The sequence below is a fragment of the Desulfobulbus propionicus DSM 2032 genome, assembly GCF_000186885.1.
Lineage (GTDB): Bacteria > Desulfobacterota > Desulfobulbia > Desulfobulbales > Desulfobulbaceae > Desulfobulbus > Desulfobulbus propionicus.
The window spans coordinates 3,005,273-3,024,902 of the sequence record NC_014972.1 but is presented as its reverse complement, the minus strand read 5'-3'; the positions used below and the strand labels follow the sequence as shown (position 1 = coordinate 3,024,902).

The 19,630-nt window shown below is 54.6% G+C and carries 16 protein-coding genes; 7 read left to right on the top strand and 9 right to left on the bottom strand.

Features of this window, described 5'->3' with window-relative positions:
- Nucleotides 1-5 precede the first annotated feature (5 nt).
- From DESPR_RS13200 to cmoA, 3 genes are all read right to left on the bottom strand, one after another.
- A complete protein-coding gene (locus DESPR_RS13200; protein WP_015725291.1) occupies nucleotides 6-557 on the bottom strand; it encodes a hypothetical protein in 552 nt (183 codons plus the stop codon).
- A gap of 88 nt (nucleotides 558-645) precedes the next feature.
- The gene (gene cmoB, locus DESPR_RS13195) at nucleotides 646-1,599 is read right to left on the bottom strand and encodes a tRNA 5-methoxyuridine(34)/uridine 5-oxyacetic acid(34) synthase CmoB (protein WP_015725290.1); all 954 of its coding nucleotides are present in this window, start codon (nucleotides 1,597-1,599) and stop codon (nucleotides 646-648) included.
- A 3-nt stretch (nucleotides 1,600-1,602) separates the two neighbouring features.
- Nucleotides 1,603-2,328, bottom strand: a complete 726-nt coding sequence (cmoA, locus tag DESPR_RS13190) for a carboxy-S-adenosyl-L-methionine synthase CmoA (protein ID WP_015725289.1) — start codon at nucleotides 2,326-2,328, stop codon at nucleotides 1,603-1,605.
- A 288-nt stretch (nucleotides 2,329-2,616) separates the two neighbouring features.
- On the opposite strand from cmoA, the gene DESPR_RS13185 reads away from it, so the two are divergent.
- Nucleotides 2,617-2,991, top strand: coding sequence for a hypothetical protein (locus tag DESPR_RS13185; protein WP_015725288.1), 375 nt, complete (start codon nucleotides 2,617-2,619; stop codon nucleotides 2,989-2,991).
- 14 nt (nucleotides 2,992-3,005) lie between these two features.
- Here DESPR_RS13185 and galE read toward each other — a convergent pair whose 3' ends face one another.
- A complete protein-coding gene (galE, locus tag DESPR_RS13180) occupies nucleotides 3,006-4,037 on the bottom strand; it encodes a UDP-glucose 4-epimerase GalE (RefSeq protein WP_015725287.1) in 1,032 nt (343 codons plus the stop codon).
- 215 nt (nucleotides 4,038-4,252) lie between these two features.
- Here galE and DESPR_RS13175 point away from each other — a divergent pair, with 215 nt between their 5' ends.
- The 4 genes from DESPR_RS13175 to DESPR_RS13160 all read left to right on the top strand — a co-directional run bounded on the left by DESPR_RS13175 (nucleotide 4,253) and on the right by DESPR_RS13160 (nucleotide 7,067).
- Nucleotides 4,253-4,438, top strand: a complete 186-nt coding sequence (locus tag DESPR_RS13175) for a tautomerase family protein (RefSeq protein ID WP_015725286.1) — start codon at nucleotides 4,253-4,255, stop codon at nucleotides 4,436-4,438.
- A 3-nt stretch (nucleotides 4,439-4,441) separates the two neighbouring features.
- Nucleotides 4,442-6,454: an NAD-dependent DNA ligase LigA gene (ligA, locus tag DESPR_RS13170; protein WP_015725285.1), complete on the top strand. Its 2,013-nt coding sequence runs from the start codon at nucleotides 4,442-4,444 to the stop codon at nucleotides 6,452-6,454.
- Nucleotides 6,454-6,741: an acylphosphatase gene (locus DESPR_RS19245; RefSeq protein WP_015725284.1), complete on the top strand. Its 288-nt coding sequence runs from the start codon at nucleotides 6,454-6,456 to the stop codon at nucleotides 6,739-6,741. The genes ligA and DESPR_RS19245 overlap by 1 nt, the downstream gene beginning before the upstream one ends.
- Nucleotides 6,742-6,815: 74 nt before the next feature.
- Nucleotides 6,816-7,067, top strand: a complete 252-nt coding sequence (locus DESPR_RS13160) for a hypothetical protein (RefSeq protein WP_015725283.1) — start codon at nucleotides 6,816-6,818, stop codon at nucleotides 7,065-7,067.
- Between the two features lie 108 nt (nucleotides 7,068-7,175).
- Here the strand turns inward: DESPR_RS13160 and DESPR_RS13155 are convergent, their stop codons facing one another.
- Nucleotides 7,176-7,496, bottom strand: a complete 321-nt coding sequence (locus DESPR_RS13155) for a TusE/DsrC/DsvC family sulfur relay protein (RefSeq protein WP_015725282.1) — start codon at nucleotides 7,494-7,496, stop codon at nucleotides 7,176-7,178.
- 248 nt (nucleotides 7,497-7,744) lie between these two features.
- Between DESPR_RS13155 and DESPR_RS13150 the strand changes: the two genes are divergently transcribed.
- Both DESPR_RS13150 and DESPR_RS13145 read left to right on the top strand, forming a co-directional pair.
- Nucleotides 7,745-9,625 carry a SurA N-terminal domain-containing protein gene (locus DESPR_RS13150; RefSeq protein WP_015725281.1) on the top strand — a complete coding sequence of 627 codons (1,881 nt, stop codon included), beginning with the start codon at nucleotides 7,745-7,747 and terminating at the stop codon, nucleotides 9,623-9,625.
- 465 nt (nucleotides 9,626-10,090) lie between these two features.
- Nucleotides 10,091-14,002, top strand: coding sequence for a DEAD/DEAH box helicase (locus DESPR_RS13145; RefSeq protein ID WP_245529457.1), 3,912 nt, complete (start codon nucleotides 10,091-10,093; stop codon nucleotides 14,000-14,002).
- Here DESPR_RS13145 and DESPR_RS13140 read toward each other — a convergent pair whose 3' ends face one another.
- The 4 genes from DESPR_RS13140 to DESPR_RS13125 form a co-directional block, all read right to left on the bottom strand.
- A complete protein-coding gene (locus DESPR_RS13140; protein ID WP_015725279.1) occupies nucleotides 14,003-16,618 on the bottom strand; it encodes a glycosyltransferase in 2,616 nt (871 codons plus the stop codon).
- Nucleotides 16,619-16,888: 270 nt separating this feature from the next.
- Entirely contained in the window at nucleotides 16,889-17,659 is a 771-nt protein-coding gene (gene recO / locus DESPR_RS13135) for a DNA repair protein RecO (protein ID WP_015725278.1), read from the bottom strand.
- Nucleotides 17,649-18,398 carry a helix-turn-helix domain-containing protein gene (locus DESPR_RS13130; RefSeq protein ID WP_169701618.1) on the bottom strand — a complete coding sequence of 250 codons (750 nt, stop codon included), beginning with the start codon at nucleotides 18,396-18,398 and terminating at the stop codon, nucleotides 17,649-17,651. The genes recO and DESPR_RS13130 overlap by 11 nt, the downstream gene beginning before the upstream one ends.
- 152 nt (nucleotides 18,399-18,550) lie before the next feature.
- Nucleotides 18,551-19,597: a SurA N-terminal domain-containing protein gene (locus DESPR_RS13125; protein WP_081458039.1), complete on the bottom strand. Its 1,047-nt coding sequence runs from the start codon at nucleotides 19,595-19,597 to the stop codon at nucleotides 18,551-18,553.
- Between the last annotated feature and the right edge of the window lie 33 nt (nucleotides 19,598-19,630).

The window sequence follows — 19,630 nt, the reverse complement described above, 5'->3', positions numbered from 1 at the left end:
CGGGGTTAATTGGCGAAGCTGTCGACAAACAGTTGGTTGATGGCGGCGATGCCATCGTCGCTGAGATAGCGGGTTCCTGAACCGACAAAGGTGCTGTAACAAATTCGGGGAGAATCTTCCTTCCAGGCGCCTTCCTTCCAGGTGAACCATTGGCTGCGGGGTTGGTCGTAGACATGCAGGGGGCGATTGAACAGTTTTGCCAATTCCACTGCCCAGCCGGTTCCGCCTTTGACGGAATTATCGTCAAGAATGGTGCCGACGACAAAGACCTGATGGCCCTTGTTGACCATGTGAAAGATTGTTTGTAAAACCCTGCGGATTTTTTCAGTTTCATAATAGGTCCGATTCATCATCCGCGAGGCGAGTTCCATGCTGATATCGCCCCGTTGCAACTCCTCCTCGCTCAAAATCGTCGCGTTACGGTCGCGATTAAGCCGGTGTCCTGCAAACGTGAAAACCACCTCGTGCACGCCATATTTCTCGGCGTTCTCACCAAAAACCGATTCAGCCCCTTTCAGGCCGCCGTGGTACAATGTGCAGTCTTTTGCATTCATCATTGATTCATCCTGTTTGTTCGTTATGCGATTGAATGGCTGCTGTGGTGCAGCCGGAGATAGTGGTTGCAATAACCTGTTGTACTCGCGGTTATTTTTTTGCCTTGAAGAACACTCGGCGGGGTGCCGGATACCCTTCTATAGTAAGCGCGGGATTATCCTTGTCAATGAAATCTTGGTAGGATTCAAATTCCATCCAGGCGGTTCGCCTTTGTTCCGCACTACTCATGGCGTGATCACAAAAGAGCCGGACCTCGGTAAACCCTGTTCTCGTCAGCCAATTGTGGAGGCAGGTGGCGGTGGGGACAAACCAGGTTCCGGGAACCTTGGCATAAGTGTGGGCGGGAAACAGGGCCACAGGGTCATTACCAGCGATGGCTTGCGATTCGACAAGCAAAATGCCTCCGGGACGCAGGGCGGAGTGCAGATCACGTAACGCCTCCAGTGGTGAGGGGCGGTGGTAAAGAATGCCCAGGCAAAATATAACGTCGAAACATTCAGGGAAAAGGGCAAGGTGCTCGATGCCCAGCGGCTCCGCCCGGAGGTTTGGTTGTTGGGCGAAGGTGTTGAGGATGTTGAAGGTGTAGTAGTGATGGACATAGGGCTCGAAACCAAGGACCATGGTCGGCTGGTACGGGGCCATGCGGAACATGTAGTAGCCGTTGTTGCAGCCGATATCAGCCACCATCTTGCCGGCCAGGGCGGGCAGTTCCGGAACGAGGCGGTTCCACTTGCGCTCACTCCGCCACTCGGCGTCGATGTCGATGCCGAAGACAGAGAAAGGGCCTTTGCGCCACGGCATTAAACCGCGCAGGATCTGATGAACCCGGGCATGATCGTCTGCGCTCAGATCGTCAGCCGTGCCAATGCGCACCACATCGCCGGAAAAATCACAGGATGACGCACGCAAATCTTGTACCGACCGCAAGGGGAGGCGATAGCGTAGAAACCCCTTTTTATCCTGGCTGAACCACGCTGATTTTTCGGCGAGCAGACGCCGGAGGGGATCCCTTTTCGCGTCTTGAAAATGTTCGAGTAGATCCATGGATTATCGTTTCAGGGCCACAAGAGCGGTAAAGTTGAACCACTTGAAATAGGTTTCGATCTCATCGAATCCTGCATGGCGTAACAGGGCGATGTTTTCGTCCAGGGAAAAGGGGATGAGCACATTTTCCAGGGCCTCGCGCTTGGCGGCGATTTCCAGTTCGGAGTAGCCCTGTTGCTTCTTGAAGGCATGATAGATTTCGATGAAATCGCGGTTCAGCCGTCCGGCATGGGAAATGGTTTTTTCGCTGAGAAAAAAAATCCCTCCAGCGGGCAGGGCGGCGTGAATCCGGTCGACAAAGGCCTGGCGGGTCATGGGGCGGAGAAATTGCAAGGTATAGTTGCAAATGATGGCCGAGGCAGAGGGCAGGGGACAGGAAGTGATGTCGTCTTGTATGAATTGGAGTACCGTGCGCTTGCCGAACATGGCACTCTTCTTTCGCGCCTTATCGAGCATAGATGGGGCATTGTCGATACCGATGTAGTGGAATTGCCTCTCCGGCAGTCGACGGCATAGTTCCAGCAAGGTGGTGCCGGTGGAGCAGCCCAAGTCATAGAGGGTTCCGCCCCCCGGCAGCCTGCAGGCAAGCAGTTGCGCCATGCCGTCTATTACCGTGCGGTAATAGGGAATAGAGCGGCTGAGCATGTCGTCGAAGACCTCGGCCACCCGATCGTTGAAGGTAAAGTCTTCCTCGACTTCACCGCTGGAGTACAGGGTATCCTCGCTCATGGTGTCGGCAGTGCCTATTCTGTTTGTTCATTGATTTGATTGATGAAAAGAGTCTTGCCATTCGAAGGAACCATCGGTATAACCTCAAGAAATATCCGCATTCGACATACCATAACGGTTTCCGCTCCGGATAGGAAAAAATGCGAAAACCAATCTGGTCCCTCGCCCCAGGACCTTGATTTTGTTGGTGCACGATTCACATTTGGACGCTCGTCCATCTGTGATGACGCCGGAAACGTTCCACCAAGTCTGACAACTCGAACTGAATCGTACAGGAAAGGAGAGACGATGAATCGACAACCATATCTTCTGCTGCTGATGATCGTGCTTTTCCTGGTCGCCAATGTTATGGCTGAGGACCGGATGGCGATTGAGAAAAACGTCAACGAACTAGCGACCGCCATTGAAGCGGGCAAGGATGCCTCAAGTTTTGCGGCGGATGCTTATACGCCGTATGTGTTTGTCATGGAAATCAACGGCACGTTGCTTGTCCATCCGACCCTTGCCGGAGAAAACTTGAAAGACAAGGCCATGCCGATTTTTGAGGCGTTGCTCAATGCCACCCCCGAGGGAAAATGGGTGGAGTATACCTGGAAAGGCAAGGAAAAACACACCTTCGCCAAGCGGCAGGGCGCTAGCCTGATCATCGCCAGCGGCTACTAGCTGCAAGGGGGAGGTTACATGGGGGACATGGTTTCGTTGTATCCTTCGGGGTTGGCCGCCTGCCACCGCCACGTATCCTCGCACATTTCCGCAAGTCCGCACTGAGCGCGCCACCCCAATTCATGCCAGGCCAGCGTTGGGTCGGCATAGCATCTCGCAATATCGCCGGGGCGGCGACCGATAATCCGATGGGGAATAGGCCGCCCACAGGCCTGGGCAAAGGCCGTGACCATCTCAAGCACGGAGTACCCCTGTCCGGTTCCCAGATTATACACAGCGATTCCCGGTCGTTGCCGAAGTTTTTCCAGTGCCCGCAAATGGCCGAGCGCCAGATCCACCACATGGATGTAGTCGCGGACACCGGTACCGTCCGGGGTGGGGTAATCGCCGCCAAAAACAGAGAGCTCCCGCAACTTGCCGATGGCCACCTGGGCGATGTACGGCACCAGATTGTTGGGAATTCCGTTGGGATCCTCGCCGATCCGACCGCTTTTATGGGCCCCGACCGGATTGAAATAGCGCAGCAGGATCACGTTCCACTGCGGATCGGCAATCTGTAGATCGCGTAGTATTTCCTCGATCATCAATTTGGTCCGCCCATACGGGTTAGTACAGGAAAGCGGAAAATCCTCCCGGATAGGGACAGAGGCCGGATCGCCATAGACCGTGGCCGAAGAGGAAAAAACCACGTCCGTCACCCCATGTTCCCGCATTGCTTGGCAGAGATTGAGGGTGGAATCGAGATTGTTGCGATAGTAGCGCAAGGGATGCTGCACAGATTCACCAACCGCCTTCAGACCCGCGAAATGAATGACCGCCTTGGCCTCAGGGGTGCGCCTGAAAACCGCACGAAGAGCGTCGAGGTCGCACAGGTCAACCTCGTGGAAAGCGATGGCTTTGCCGGTCAATGCCTCGACTCGCCGGATCGATTCCCGGCTGGCATTGCAGAGGTTGTCAATGACCGTGACCTGGTAACCGGCATTGAGTAGTTCCAGGCAGGTATGGCTGCCAATATACCCGGCCCCCCCGGTAACGATCACATTCATCTTGTCATTCCTCCTGTGTGCCCATGAGATAAGCGAAGCAGGGCCCCGGAAACCTCATCGACGTCTTGCTGAAATTCTGCTATCTTTTACCCGTGTTCAGTGTGTTTGTCTTGCAAAAAGGAAATGCTGTCCGGGACATTGCCCCTCGATTCCTGGCACAGCAGGCACTGCATGGAAAACACGCGTTTATCCTTTTATAATGTGGAGGTGGTCCTATGCCCTATGTCAGTATCCGTGTTGCTGGAAAGCTTACCAAGGAGCAGAAACAAAAAATCGCCAAAGGGGTCACGGATGTGATTTCCGAGGCTGCGGGCAAACCGAAGGAATCGATCCTGCTTTTTATTGACGAGGAGAGCCGTGACAGTATCGCCAAGGGCGGTGTGTTGATCGAGGATATGTGATCCATGGACAAGGGGAGGGCGGCTGACCGGTTGGAAGAGTTGCGCGGGCAGCTCAGGTTTCATGCGCATCGCTATTATGTACTTGATGATCCCATTATTTCAGATGGCGAGTATGACGCATTGTTTCGGGAACTTTTGGCACTCGAACAAGAATATCCCGAGCTTGTCACCGCAGACTCGCCCAGCCATCGCGTCGGTGGCCCCCCTTTGCATTCCTTTGCCCAGGTGGAGCATGCCTCGCCGATGCTCAGTTTGGACAATATTTTTGATGTGCAGGAGCTTGCTGCCTTTGTCGACAAATCGTTCCGTTTTCTTAAAGCTGACGGGCCGCTGTGTTTCATGACCGAACCAAAGCTGGACGGCTTGGCGGTTGAACTGGTCTATCGCCAAGGTATGCTGGCCGTCGGTTCAACCAGAGGAGATGGGCTTGTCGGTGAGGATATTACGGCACAATTGAAAACCGTTCCGTCTATCCCCTTGCGTTTCATCAACAACGAGGGCATCGGGGGGGCGGAGGAATTGATTGTCCGCGGTGAGGTTTTCTTATCCAAGCAGGGATTCCAGCTGCTCAATCAGCAACGGCAGGAAGCGGGCGAGCCGCTGTTCGCCAATCCAAGGAATGCCGCTGCCGGCTCTTTGCGCCAATTGGATCCGCGAATCACCGCCCGTCGCCGGTTGGATTTTTTTGTGTATGGGGTTGCCAATCCCGATTCTTTGGCGGCGAAGAGTCAGGAGGAAGTCTTTCATGGTCTGGCCAGGCTCGGCTTTCCCGTCAACCCGTTGGTGCAGGTTTGTGCGACCGAGGAGGAAATCAGGCAACGGTATCATTTCATGTTGGGGGCTCGTCATGACCTGACCTATGAAATTGACGGCATTGTGGTCAAGATAAACGATCTTGGCCTGCAGCAACGTTTGGGAACGACGGCGCGCGCTCCGCGCTGGGCGGTGGCATGGAAATTTCCCGCTACCCAGGCGACCACCGTTGTCGAACGGGTCGAGTTTCAAGTGGGACGGACTGGGGCCATCACCCCTGTGGCGCATCTCCGGCCAGTCGAGATTGATGGGGTTGTGGTTAAGCGGGCGACGCTCCATAACCAGGACGAGATTGTACGCAAAGATCTCTATCGTTATGATACGGTGCTCGTTCAACGGGCTGGCGATGTTATTCCCGAGATTGTCAAGGTGATTGCCGAAAAACGAGATGGCAGGCAGGTGCCGATCCTCTTTCCCGCTGAGTGTCCCGAGTGTGGCCAGCCTCTGGTCCAGAAACCGGATGAGGCGGCCATCCGCTGCGTCAATCCCGATTGCCCTGCCCAGCAGGTGCAAAAATTGATTCATTTTGCCGGCAAGAGCGGCCTCGACATCGAGGGGCTCGGAAAAAAAAATGTTGAACAACTTGTCCGTGAGGGGCTGGTCCGCTCCATCCCCGATCTCTTTAACCTTCGGATGGACAAACTGGCCAGTCTTGATGGCTGGGGGGAAAAATCGGCCCGCAATATTCTCGAGGCCATTGAACAACGAAGATCCCTGCCCCTGGCCCAATTTATCGCCGCACTCGGGATTCGCCATGTGGGTGAGGTGACCGCTTCGGTGTTGGCGGAGCATTTTCGTGAGTTGCGCGAGCTGATGGCGGCGAAAAAGGAGGCATTGCTCCGCGTTGAGGGGATTGGCGAACAAACAGCGGATTCCGTGATCGAATATTTCCAGGATCCGCTCACCGTTGCCATGGTTGAACAGCTCAATCGGGCCGGAGTCGTCATCAGGTCGTCGACTGCGGGGGGGGCGCCCCTGACCGGGCGGGTCTTTTTGTTCACCGGAACATTGCAAACCCTTTCAAGGGACGAGGCCAAACAGTTGGTCAAGGCCCTTGGCGCGCAGGTGGCCACCAGCATGAGTCACCGGGTCACCGATGTGGTTAGCGGTGAAAAAGCGGGCAGCAAGCTGAAGAAGGCGAAAGAAATGGGGCTGCCGATCCTCACCGAGCAACAGTTTCTTCCCTTGGTGGCCAGGGCCTAATGGAACGAAAAAGAATTCACGCCCGGGTGCATGGACGAGTGCAACGGGTCGCTTTTCGCGAGTACACACGCAGGGAGGCCATGCGGCTTGGACTTTCCGGGTGGGTGAGAAACTTGCCGGATGGGACAGTGGAGGTACAGTGCGAGGGCGCAGCAGACAACGTCGATTTGTTGCTCGCGTGGTTGTCCATCGGTTCTCCCTTATCTCGCGTGACCCATGTCGAATATAATGAAACCTTGCTGCAAGGGAAGACGGATGATCCTTTTGTCATTTGGTATGCTTCGTGATCATAGGCGATAACCGCAGCCTGTTCTCCGCAGGAGAGGGCGATGTGATGTGCCGTTCAACCAGATAGAATTCTATGAAAAAAGTCCATGTTCCGACCGGTGAGCCCGCAGGACGCATTGTTTGTCCGCAGTGCGGCAACAATAAGAATTTTGTTGAGATTGCCGAGAATGTCCTGGTGACGACCCATTATCTGCAAAATGGTGATGGATCGTTTACCCCTCAAGAAAACACGACAGAGATTTATGGGGACGTGAAGTTCATCTGTGGCAAATGCGGCCAGGATATGACCCGGTTTCATGCCCACTTTCTGGAAATGTCCTTTTAGTCGGCGAGCCGTTTTTTTAGAAAACGTTTTTAGGGAAGGATCGCAGTGGGCATAAAAAAAGGCTGCCTGAAAAGGCAGCCTTTTTGCTAACGCGTGGGAAACGAACGATCAGACGCAACCGGTCGGTTTCGGCAAACCAGCCATCTTACAGGCTCCCTTGCCAGGTCCGGACGGGAACAGTTCATAGATACGTTTCAGCGGAAATCCAGTGGTCTTGGAAAGGATACGAACCATCGGAGCAATACCATTCTTCTTGTAGTACTCTTGCAGGGCATCGATAACTTTCTGGTGCTCATCGGTGATGTCAACGATACCTTCAACGGTCTTTACATAATCGACCCAGTTCTCGTCCCACTCTTCAGCACCTTTCAACAGGAAGCCGTCTTCGTCCACCTCGTAGGTTTTTCCTTTGTGCTCAATAGTTGCCATGTGTTCCTCCTTGGCCAAAGCGTTTAATATGGATGAGTAATGAATTCCTAATCTGAAAAATCACCAGTTAATTACTATAGGGGGGGGGCTTTGTCAAGCAAACACCCTGTTTTTTTTGAATGAGGTCTCAAGCACTTTTTGCTGGAATGGCTGTGCATTTTTCTCTGGTAACTTGCTGAGAAATTGAACATAATGCTCGCTCCGAAAAAACTTGGGATCTGGCCTGGCCTCTGGGAGGTGCTTCTATCATGCTGAATATTATCAGGAAAAATGCACAGTCGATTGTCGTTCAATCGATTGTGGTGATCATCGCTATTGTTTTCATTTTCTGGGGGGTGGGCACCAATCTCAATGACAATCCCAATGCTGTGGCCGTCGTCAACGGCAAGGAGATCTCCTATCGAGATTTTCAGCAGAACTACGAACGAGCGATCGAGGGCTATAAACAGCAATTCGGCGGTCAACTGCCGGAGAAATTTGTGGAAAGCCTCGGCGTCAAGGATCAGGTGCTCAATCAGCTGATCCAGTCGGAACTGCTTCGACAAGGCGCTGAAAAAATGGGGATGACGATCAGTAAAGAAGCGACCCAGCGCAAGATCCAAGATTTGGAGGTATTCCGCGACGAGAACGGTCGGTTCGACTTGGACCGATACAAGACGGTGCTTGCACAGAACCGCTTGTCGCCCACATCGTTTGAGGCAGGAATCGGCAACGACTTGTTGATGAACCGCGCTGTCGAATCTCTCGGCGCCTTTGCCACTGTTTCCGCTGCCGAGTTGGACAACTGGGTTGAGTTCCTGGATCAAGAAGTCAAGCTTGCCTACACCACGGTGAGGAGCAGCGCCTACGAACCGCAGGTCAAAGTAGACGATGCGAGCCTGCAATCTTGGTATGAACAGACCAAGCAGCAATATAAGACACCGCCACAGAGCAAATTGGCCTACTTGTCTTTTCCTTTTGCCGATGATCTGAAAGCGGTGGCTGTCAACGACGAGGCTGTACAGAGATATTATCAGGAGCATGCCGAGCTCTATGCCACTCCCGAGCAGCGACGGGCGCGCCATATCCTATTTAAGATAGCAGATGGCGACACCGCAGAGACCAAGGCCGCGAAAAAGGCGGCTGCGGAAAAGGTGTTGGCGCAGATCCGAGGAGGGGGGGATTTCGCCCTCTTGGCCAAGCAGTTTTCCGAGGATACCTCGAAAGAGAAGGGTGGCGATCTTGGTTTTTTCAGCCGTGGTCAGATGGTTGAGCCTTTTGAGCGAAGCGTGTTCTCGCTGCGCACGGGCGAGATCAGCGGTGTTGTGGAAACGCCCTATGGGTATCACCTCGTCAAGCTCGAAGAGATAAAACCGGCCACGACCCGCTCCCTGGAGGAGGTGCGTGCTTCGATTCGCGCAGAATTGGAGCGGCAAGGAGTCAAGGCCATTACCTTCAAAAAGGCATCGACCGCCTACGAGGAAATCATCCGTGCCGGCAGCTTGACAAAATACAGTGAAAAAAACGCAGTTGCCGTTCATCGGACCGATTTCTTTCAACAGGACAAGCCACCTAAAGATACCTTGATCAGCGATCCCGCTTTTTTGCAGTCAGCCTTCGCGCTGCATAAGGGGGAACTGAGCTCCATCGTGGAAACGGCGACAGGCTATGCCATAATCTTTGTGGAGGATGCCAGGGAATCCGTGGTTCCCGAGCTTGCCATTGTTCGCGAGCGCGTTGCTGCCGATTTCATCAAGGAGAAAAGCGTGGAGCTTGCGCGGAGCGCCGCCGAACAGATGCTTAAAACCGCCAAGGAGCAGCAGCGGTTTCCGTCTGATGTGGAGCGGAAGGAGTCCGCCTATTTGAAGCGAACCGGCCCAGCAAACGGTGTTCCTGAAGAGATTCGCCGTGATGCCTTTGCCCGTTTGGGGCAGGGTGCATTCCCAGACAAGGTCATTGTCGAGGGGAACACTTGTTATCTTTACCAAATCCTTGAATCCCGTCGCGGACAAGGCGACACGGATGCCGCCAAGCGGCAGGCTCTGGAACAGCAGTTGCTCGCCGCGCACAAGAATACATTGATGGCCGACTGGATTGATCAATTGAGAAAAGAAGCTAAAATTTGGACGAATACCAAGATGTTGCAGTGATGAGCATGTACTGCTGCGCTTTCAATCAAGAACACGTCGTCCCCTAGAGGAGAACATTCCCTTTTGCCGCACTGTTGCGCAGATTTGGCGAGGCCACGATGGAGATCGGCCGTTTTCCTGTCTGTGCTCATTCCCTGTCCCGTAGCCATCATGTAACTTTTGCCCCTCCCAACATTTATTTTGAAAGCATCTGCCGTACCCCATCCCCCTGCCGCCCACGTTCCTGCAGTCAAGGAGTCTGCCGCTCTTCAAAGCCTTGCCGCGCTTCCCGCGATCGAGCAACTTGTGCTCCAGCTCATATCCGTCATTTACGAGCCGGTTTCCGTCAGCTTTCTGGCCCGCTGTTTGAGTGCTCTTGACCCCGCGCTCCTTGAAGATCGACGCCTCAGCAGTGAAGAGCTCGGTGAAATGGTTAGTCGACTGCGACGTAAGGGATTTTTGAATGGCAAGAATCAATGCCCCCCGATGTTAGCGGAAACCCTGACCCGGCAGGCGGTTGATCGCGGACGTTTTCCTCAATTGGCCGCGCTGATCGAACGAGCGGCGCCGGTCGATTATATGCATGGTAAATGGCCAACCCGATGCTGGCGCGCCCTGCGCCAGTTCCGAATCGGCCTCTATACCCAGGACTTTGACAAGCTAGACACGGCGCTGCTTTTTTTAGAAGGCGAAGGCAAGCCCTATTACGATGCCGAGCCTCCCGCTGTTCTTGTGGCCGCCCGAGCCTTTGACGCCAAGTGGTTTGCCTCGTTGCCCGGGTCCTTTCAATTTTTCTTGCTCGACCAGGTCATTCGCTATTCTCAGGAAAAGCTGCATCATTTTCCCGCTCTCCACGCTTATCTCGAAGATGAACAGGCCCAGACCATTGCTCCCGATGAACGGGTGCCGTTCCGTCGTATCCTGGCCAGCTGTTACCTGTTGCAGGGACGGTTCGATGCGTTGCAACAGTTGCTGAAGCGATACAACGATTCGTTCTTCGGCTCGGGATTTGCCGGTTCCGTGGCCTTCCTGCAAGGGGAAACGGAAGTCGCTCTGGAATTGTTCGCCGAAGATTTGGACCATTTGCAGCAATACGCGGGCAACGACCCCTGTTTTTTTTACGGCATTACCGGCCTGTATTGTCTTTTTGCCCTGCTGGATCGCGATCAGCCCGGCGACCGTGAACGCGCCCGTGAGGCGGTCGCCGTCGTCTTGAAGCGGTGCAACGGCTGCCCCGAGGAAATTCCTTACCGGTTTCTCGATGCCGTGCTCCGCTCGACGGATGAAATGCTGCCCGATATGCTTGCCTTGACCAAGGATTTGGTTGCCGACAAGCGGAGCCTTACCTCTCTCGTCGCCCTGTTATCGCTTTACTGGATGGGGGTGGAGATCCCGCCCGATTTCCAGACGATGCTGCGGCAACTCTACGACCAGGGCCGTGCACACGGTTTTCTCTGGGTAGCCATGGAATCAGCGGAATTATTGGCGGCCCTTGATGAAGAGCACACCGGGATGCACCAAGCCGCTGTCGAGCTGGCTGGCGAATTGCAATGTCGCTACCTGACCCACATCATTGCTCCCCATGGAACCTGGAAGCAAAGTTTGCAGGAGTTGATCGAAGTCACCAGGAAAATCAGGGAACCTGAACGGCTGACGCGTCTCTGCTGGTTGGTTGAGTATGGTGAGGGAACGCTGGAATTGTTGCCCAAGGAACAAAAAAAGACAACAACCGGTACCTGGACCAAGGGGCGGACCATAGCCTTCCAGCGTTTGCTCCGACAAGGTGAACTCGATTATCTGACGGAACAGGACCATTTGATCTGCTCGGCCCTGTATCAAGCGGAGCAAGGCGGCGGAAAAAACGGCGGCTATGCGTTTGATCCGGTCAAGGCGCTCCCCGCCCTGATCGGCCATCCCCACGTTTTTCTCAAACGGTCGCCGCAAACACCGGTGGAAATTGTCGCCGGTGAGCCGGAGCTGGTGGTCGAAAGAAAGGGCGATTCGCTGTTCATTCATTTTTTCCAAGATATAGGCGATGGCCTTGTGGCCGTCTGGAAGGAAACGCCCACCCGCTTCCGGGTCATCCTGATCAGTGAGGAGCACCGGAAGGTTGCCGAAATCACCGGTCGTGACGGGTTGTTGGTACCGCTCGCCGCCAGCCGGCAGGTACTTGATGCCATCGGCAACATGGCATCGTTCATGACCGTTCATTCTGCCATCGAGGTTCCGGGCGAGGGATTGCCTGCAGAATTGGTGGCGAGCGATCCGACCATCCACATCCACATCATCCCCTATGGCAGCGGGTTTCGCATCGAACTGTTTGTCCGGCCCTTTGCCCACGGTGGACCCTATCTCAAACCTGGGGCCGGCGTGGCCAATCTCATGGCTGAAATCGATGGCCGGCGACTGCGTACCAAGAGGAATTTACGGCTGGAAGAGGAGAAGGCGAGGGAAATTGAAGAAAGCTGCCCCATGCTTGATCTGGCCATTGATTTTGAACAGGAGAACAAGCGGGAATGGCATTTGCTTGATCCCGAGGAATGCTTGCAGGTTTTGCTGGAAATCGAGGAAATCAAGGATCGGGTTATTCTTGAGTGGCCCGAGGGCGAGAAACTGGCCGTACGACGGCAGGCTGGGGTCAACCAGCTGAATCTCAACATCCGGACCAGCCAGCAGGATTGGTTTTCGCTGTCGGGGCAGCTGGAGATCGATCAGGACGAGGTCATGGAGCTGAAGACCCTCCTGGACAAGGTGCGGGAAACCAGGAGTCGCTTCATTCCCATGGGTGAGGGGCAGTTCATCGCTTTGACCCAGGAATTTCGCAACCGGTTGGAGGAACTGATTCTCTATGGCACCACCCAGCCTGGAAGCGACAACGAGGTTAAGATCCATCCGCTGGCGGCGATAGCTCTGGAAGAGCTGACCCATCAGGCGCAGACCACGGCCGACAAGGGGTGGCGTCAACGCCTGCAGGCCATTGCCGAGGCCCAGGAGATGACCCCGAAGGTCCCGTCGACGCTGAAGGCTGAATTGCGCGAGTATCAGCGGGAGGGGTTTGTCTGGATGAGTCGGCTGGCGCATCTTGGAGTGGGTGCATGTCTAGCCGACGACATGGGGTTAGGAAAAACGCTTCAGTCCATCGCCGTGATCCTCAGCCTGGCCCATCAAGGGCCGTCATTGGTGGTTGCGCCAACGTCGGTGTGCATGAACTGGGAGACCGAGGTCCGTCGCTTTGCGCCAACGCTCACGTTTCATATGTTTTCCGAGGCAAACCGGGACGAAATTATTCCGACTCTGGGCAAGTTTGACTTACTGGTCACCAGTTACACCTTGCTGCAGCAGGAGATCGAATTGCTGGCCCAGGTCAAATGGCAATCGATTGTGCTCGACGAGGCCCAGGCAATCAAGAATGCGGCCACCAAGCGGTCCAAGGCCGCCATGCGCTTGGATGGCCGGTTTCGGCTGATTACCACTGGCACGCCGATTGAGAATCATTTGGGTGAGTTGTGGAATCTTTTCAGCTTCATCAATCCCGGTCTGCTGGGGACGTACAAACAGTTCAACCGCCGATTCGGTATTCCCATCGAGAAGCATCACGACCGCGAGGCACGGAGAACCTTGAAAAAGCTGATTCGGCCCTTCATGCTCCGCCGTATCAAGTCGCAGGTGCTGGAGGAGTTGCCGCCGCGAACGGAGATTACCCTGCGGGTGGAAATGCAGCCGCAAGAACTACAGTTCTACGAAGCGCTCCGGCAACAGGCCATCGAGAATATCGAGGGCAGCAGCGAGAAAACAGGCCGTCACCTGCGAATTTTGGCGGAAATCATGCGATTGCGGCGGGCGTGCTGCAATCCGCGGCTCATCAACGATCAGGTGGATATCCCGTCCACCAAATTACAGGTCTTTGCCGAGACCGTGGAGGAATTACTGGGCGGTGGCCATAAAGCCCTGATTTTCAGCCAATTTACCGGTCATTTAGCCTTGATCCGCGATTTTCTCGACGATCGGGGCATCAGTTATAAATATCTGGACGGCACCACTCCAGCCAAGGAGAGGCAACAGCAAGTGGAACGCTTCCAGGCCGGAGAAGGCGATCTATTCCTCATCAGCCTCAAGGCTGGAGGGCTGGGGTTGAACCTGACCGCAGCCGACTATGTCATTCACATGGATCCATGGTGGAACCCGGCGGTGGAGGATCAGGCGGCCGATCGCGCCTATCGCATCGGCCAGAAACGGCCGGTGACGGTGTATCGTCTGGTGACCGCCAATACCATCGAGGAAAAAATTGTTCGGTTGCATCAAGAAAAGCGTGATCTGGCCAACTCGCTTCTTGAGGGTGCCGATGTGAGTTCCCGGATCAGTGCCGAGGAATTGCTGGAACTGATCCGGGCAAATTGATTACTGTTCGTCCGTGTTCATGCCTCGCAACGGGGCCATGACACCGACCAGTTTCGCCGGCAACTTGGGCAGACCGCTGATCAGCGAAACCAGCACCGAGGCCGCATAGGGTATGGTCTGGATCGCCAGGACCAGGGCCCATATCCGCACATCCAGCATGTCTCCATCTTCACGCAGGAGAACTCCGACAATGGCCAGGCAGAGGGCCACGGTGAACAGCAGCTCCTCGCGGGCATCGCCGAGTGCCTTGAGAAAGGCATTGGCCTGGGCTTTTTTCGGGGTACGGAAAAAGCCGATCTTGCGGGTAATGAATCCGGTGAGCATGGCCCGGGCAATGGTGTGCGACAAGGCCAGTCCCGCCAGGCCGGCGGCAAGACTCTGTCTACGTGAGGCGGTTACCCTCGTCCGGTAGAGGAAGAACATCTTCAGGCTTTTAAAGAAGAACAGAACCACCGGCAGAAAGGCAAAGACAATGTGCGGCGGCGACAGGTAATCGGGAAAGATGATCATGCCGCAGGACCAGCCCAAGGCCAGCAGGTTGAACAGCATATTGATGCCGTCGGCGAACCAAGGCAGCCATCCGGCGAGAAAATGGTAGCGCTGACCGCGGGTCAGTTTGGTTTTTTGCAGCCCGAACATCGCCATCATGTGGTGGCGGAGGATGAGGACCGAGCCATAGGCCCAGCGAAAACGCTGTTTCTTGAAATCAAGAAAGGTGTCTGGCATCAAACCCTTGCCAAAACTGTACGGCACATAACAGGCCGCATACCCCTTCTCAAAGATCCGCAGCCCCAGTTCGGCATCCTCGGTGATGCACCATTCGGCCCAGCCGCCAACCTCGTCGAGCACCTTGCGCCGCACCATGGTCATGGTGCCGTGCTGGATGATGGCGTTGCGCTCGTTTCGGGTGACCATGCCGATTTGGAAGAATCCGCGGTATTCGGCCAGGCACATTGCTTTGAAGGTGTTTTCGTCGCCGTCACGATAATCCTGAGGGCCTTGGACGATAGCCATGTTGGGGTCGGCGAAATGGGGAGTCAGCGCCCGCAGCCAGTTCGGCTCCACGATGTAATCGCTGTCGATGACCGCCACGACCTCGGCCTCCGGAGCCGTTTCCCGCAGGGCATAGTTGAGCGCGCCCGCCTTGAAGCCAGCAAGCGGATCCACATGAAAAAAGCGGAAACGCGATCCGAGGGTCTGGCAGTGGGCCTCGACCGGTTGCCATACAGCCGGATCCTTGGTGTTGTTATCGATAATCAGCACTTCGAACCGGGGATAATCGAGTTGCGCCAAGGCATTGATCGTCTGGATCATCATGTCCGGTGGTTCGTTGTAGGCCGGAACATGGATCGATACCATTGGCAGATCCTCGTCGGCAATGGCTTCCACCGGTTTGGGCAGCCGGCGCCATTTCCGTGTCCATAGGGACTCCGCCCATTCGTGAGCTTCGGCGAGGATGACCAGGATGGCCCCTGTGGCGGCGAAGAGCAGGACAATGCCGACCACCAGGGAAGAAATACTCATGTACTGCCGTTGAAAATCGTAGATCACCCACACGGCAAAGGTGGTGATGGCATAGGCGATGATGGCGAGAAAGCCGCGGCCGGTATCGAGCAACCCTTTGCTGTCCCGAAACAGCAACAATAGAATAAGCACCGCCAAGACAATGCTGATGGCGGCCAATTCACGCCAGTGGGGAATGGGGACAACCGGTTGGGTGAATTCGAATTTCGGCTGTCGCAAGTCATTGTACACGCCCCACAAACTGCCTGCCTCGCCCTCCAGATCCTTCTTCCAGATCTGGTCAAAGGCTTCCATGATATAATAGGTGTAATTGTTCTTTTCAGCGACATCGAGGAAACGGCGCAGAAATTTGGCCTGATTGGTGGGGCTGGCAACCGCGCCTTGGCGTATGCGGCCGCCGCTTGGCCAGCCGACCTCTCCAATGACGATTTCTTTGCCCGGATAGGCCTGTTTCAACTCGTTGTAGCGCATGACGCAGTAATCCACGGCTTCATCAACCGGAATGCCTTCCCAATAGGGTAGGAGGTGAACGGCAATGAAATCGACCTTTTCCACCAATTTTGGGTATTTCAGCCAGATGTGCCAGGGCTCGGCGATGCTCACCGGCGCCCAAATGGATTTCTTGGCGGTCTCAATGTAGTTGATCATCTGATCGACGGTCTGGTCGGTGCGGAGCAACACTTCGTTGCCGACAAGCACCCGGACGATGTTCCGGTGATTCTCCCTGTACACTTTGATCAGTTTGGCGATCTGCTCCTCATTCGCTTGCTCATCCCGGGTGATCCATGCCCCGAGCACCACATTGAGGCCACGGGCGGCGGCAAGTCGAGGAATCTCGGCAAGAGTATCTTCAACCGTGTATGCTCTAACAGCATGGACATCGCCTGCCAGCGTGGCCAAATCTTTGTCGATTTGCTCCACGGTCGGATAGATTTTTTTGCTGGGCGACTGATTTTCCCGAAAAGGCGAGAAAGAAAACCCCTGGATCTTCGACGGCCAAGGCGGTTCCATGTTCGGCACATTGACAATCTTCCAGAGCAGGACGGCAAGGCAACCCATGATGATGGTTATGATAAGACCAGAACGGTTCATAGCGAGAATGTCTGCGTGAAAGGGTTAAAATGCATTGATTAGCGCTGCTTGACAGATGAGCCGCTGTTCGAGGGTACGCGGCAAACCGAAAACAATATACACGACAAAAGCTGAAAAAGGTCAACACAATCAACTGGCGACCGTGGAAAAAGCAAAAAGGGAGAGGGGTAAAGGAAGGATGCGCGCAGAAGCATTTGGCGATTTTCAGTCTACCGTGCACTGACAGAAGGAGAACATTCAGGTGGGCGGGGCAATGGTCGGGGGGGAACTTTACCGTTCGTCAAGCAGCAGCCGATTGATCCGCCAGGAATGGATATCCTGTTGCAGGAGGTGGAGCGTGTAGTGATGCAAGGCATTCATCGCTTCGATAACGGCATGACGGGGTAGTTGCAAACGGCCGAGTCGCTCCAGGTTCATGGTTTGTGCGCGGGTTAGGATATGGAGTGTCTGCACAGAAAGACGATGCTGAACATGACGTTGCGGTGGTTGACAGGCGTCGCAAAGGAGGGATCCCGAGGCGGCGATGAGTGTATAGGTGCGTCCTGGTGTGATCGGATGTCGGCACGATCCGCATCGGTCAAGTTCTGGACGATAGCCGCTAGCGGCAAGAAGATGCAGATAGGAGAAGACCATGATTTTCAGTGGAGCCTTGTCCACGCTCAGCAGGTCAAGCGTCCAGCGCAACAGTTCGTAAAGATGCGCATCGGGGTCGTTTTCACGGGTAAAACGCAAAAACAGCTCGCTGAGGTGGATGGCTACAGCGTAGCGCCGGTATTCGAGGCGAAGCGGGAGACGGGCATTGAGCAATTCCGCGTCATCCAATACATGCAGCCCTCCGTGGACACGCGGAGGGCGATACAGGACTTTGAGCGAGGAAAACAGTTCAAGCTTGTTGACAAAACGTTGCTTGCTTTTTCTTGCTCCCTTGGCAATACCGGTCATCCGGCCAACATCGCGGCTATAGAGGGTCACCAACTTGTCCGATTCCCCGTGCTCGGCTATTTTGAGAACAAAACCGCAGGTGTTGCGGCTATTCTTCATAGGGAATCGACAGGGTTGGCAGGCGAAGGATGTACCGTCCCTCGGTGCTGTCAGGAAAAGGCAGTGGGGTACCGTTGAAGTGTAATTGTGCGCTGTTTGGTTGGGAAAATTCAAGCTGGATTTCCCGTTCAGCCGTCCATTGCATGCTCGTTCCCTTGGCGTAGGTCTGCTCCATAGGCTTTCCATTGTCCAACGCTACCAGCATGCGGCAATCCGTAAGAAAGACAGCCTGCACGGTAAGGGGAGGGGGCTGTATCTCTCTGCTGGTGGCTGGATCCGCAGGGTGAAAGGTATTGGTCACGGACGAGGAAAGATTGCGCGTCTTATCCACCAAATAACCAAATGGATTCCAAGCGAAATACAGACAAAATCCTGTGAACGAAACAACGATGAGCACAAGCAGAATGGTGGCGAGAGCTGCCGAGGAGATATGCGTGGGTTCGGCCAGCTTTTTGGGCTCCAGCGCGTGCGTCATGCGGCTTTTCTTGAGAAAAGACAGGTGGATGTGCTTGCCGCCGTCTCTTTCCATGAAAAACTGATCGGCCACTTGAGGACCAACGAGGCCGAGAAAGTTCGCGTACAGGGTAATCAGGCCGCGGGTAAAGGCGTCTGCGGGAAGATGGTCGTACTCTGACGATTCGATGGCCCGAAGAGTGGAGCGGGAGACCCGTGTGCGGGAGGCAACGTCGTCCAGGGTGAGTGATTGTTTTAATCGTGCTTCTTTGAGCCGTTCACCCACGCGTGGCTGTTCACACGTCGGGACGGCAGAGGGATCTATGACTGTCATGGGAACAGGTCGTCCAGCTCAAGGCCTAATGCTTCTTCAGGATGAGCAGATATCCAGGGCGGGTGGATGCTCCATCATTGTTGTTTGGTATTCGTCTGGACAGATTAGAGAATTTTGATGTAGGCCTTGTCGCGGATCGACTTCACCCAGTCCTTGAAGCGTGCCTCCATGGCTTGTTTATAGAGTCTTTCCCGGATTTCTTCTTTCACTGCCTCGTAATCAGCCTTGGAAACGGTTGCTCCACCTTGGCTGGAAACGAGCTTGAAAAAGTGGTAGCCATTATCGATTTGCACAACAGGACTGATCTCTCCGGATTTCAATTGAGCAACAGCTTGTTGCATGGCGGGTGCCAATTCGTGCAGTTGAAAGGTGCCCAAGTCACCTCCATCCTCGGCGGAAGGCAAGTCGGAGTATTTCTTCGCCAGTTCGTTGAAATCATCTCCGTCTTTGGCTTTCTCGTAAGCTTTTCTTATTTTTTCCTTTGCATCGTCCTGGCTGGGAACAACCCCGTTGGCGAGAGGTTCTCCCCAGGTGCATCCGATCTGTTGGAGGTGAAGTTCACCGCCGCCAACCTGCCTTGTGTAGTTGGATTGATAATACTCGAGAATTTTTTCTTCGGGAATGACCACCTTGGTCCGGACCTCGTGATTGATCAGCTTTGAGCTGAGGATTTGATCGCGGAGTTCTTCCTTGTACTGCTTTTCGGTCATCCCCATGGCAAGTAATTCCTTGTGGAATTGTTCCATGGTGGCCTTGTTGTTGGCAAGAACCCGTTGCAGCGCGTTGTCGACTTCCTGATCACTCACCTGGATGCCGAGTTTCTTGGCTTCTTGAACCAAAAGCTTTTTGTCGATCAACTTGTCAATCACCGTGTTGCGAGCCTGCTGCAACGCTTCAGGCAATCGATCCGCCGGGGTTTCCTCGGTGACTTTCTTGAAAAACGACCGGCCCAGCTCGTTGACTTCCGAGAGGGTGATGGTGTCATTGTTGACAATCGCGACGCTCCGGTCGACCACATTCGCATTTGAGGCTGCCGAGACGAAAACAAGGCAGATCGAGACTAAAAAAAAGAGGATTCGTGATGCCATGGTAAGATGAAAAAGAAAGGTGTGTTGATCGGAAGCATCGACTGTGCAACGAATTTCATGCACGCACAACTATCTACCCGGAAGAGGGGGGCGACG

Bases quoted from the DNA above. Each gene is read 5' to 3' on its own strand.
- DESPR_RS13200 (WP_015725291.1), bottom strand. From the start codon at position 557: ATGATGAATGCAAAAGACTGCACATTGTACCACGGCGGCCTGAAAGGG.
- cmoB (WP_015725290.1), bottom strand. From the start codon at position 1,599: ATGGATCTACTCGAACATTTTCAAGACGCGAAAAGGGATCCCCTCCGG.
- cmoA (WP_015725289.1), bottom strand. From the start codon at position 2,328: ATGAGCGAGGATACCCTGTACTCCAGCGGTGAAGTCGAGGAAGACTTT.
- DESPR_RS13185 (WP_015725288.1), top strand. From the start codon at position 2,617: ATGAATCGACAACCATATCTTCTGCTGCTGATGATCGTGCTTTTCCTG.
- galE (WP_015725287.1), bottom strand. From the start codon at position 4,037: ATGAATGTGATCGTTACCGGGGGGGCCGGGTATATTGGCAGCCATACC.
- DESPR_RS13175 (WP_015725286.1), top strand. From the start codon at position 4,253: ATGCCCTATGTCAGTATCCGTGTTGCTGGAAAGCTTACCAAGGAGCAG.
- ligA (WP_015725285.1), top strand. From the start codon at position 4,442: ATGGACAAGGGGAGGGCGGCTGACCGGTTGGAAGAGTTGCGCGGGCAG.
- DESPR_RS19245 (WP_015725284.1), top strand. From the start codon at position 6,454: ATGGAACGAAAAAGAATTCACGCCCGGGTGCATGGACGAGTGCAACGG.
- DESPR_RS13160 (WP_015725283.1), top strand. From the start codon at position 6,816: ATGAAAAAAGTCCATGTTCCGACCGGTGAGCCCGCAGGACGCATTGTT.
- DESPR_RS13155 (WP_015725282.1), bottom strand. From the start codon at position 7,496: ATGGCAACTATTGAGCACAAAGGAAAAACCTACGAGGTGGACGAAGAC.
- DESPR_RS13150 (WP_015725281.1), top strand. From the start codon at position 7,745: ATGCTGAATATTATCAGGAAAAATGCACAGTCGATTGTCGTTCAATCG.
- DESPR_RS13145 (WP_245529457.1), top strand. From the start codon at position 10,091: ATGTTAGCGGAAACCCTGACCCGGCAGGCGGTTGATCGCGGACGTTTT.
- DESPR_RS13140 (WP_015725279.1), bottom strand. From the start codon at position 16,618: ATGAACCGTTCTGGTCTTATCATAACCATCATCATGGGTTGCCTTGCC.
- recO (WP_015725278.1), bottom strand. From the start codon at position 17,659: ATGAAGAATAGCCGCAACACCTGCGGTTTTGTTCTCAAAATAGCCGAG.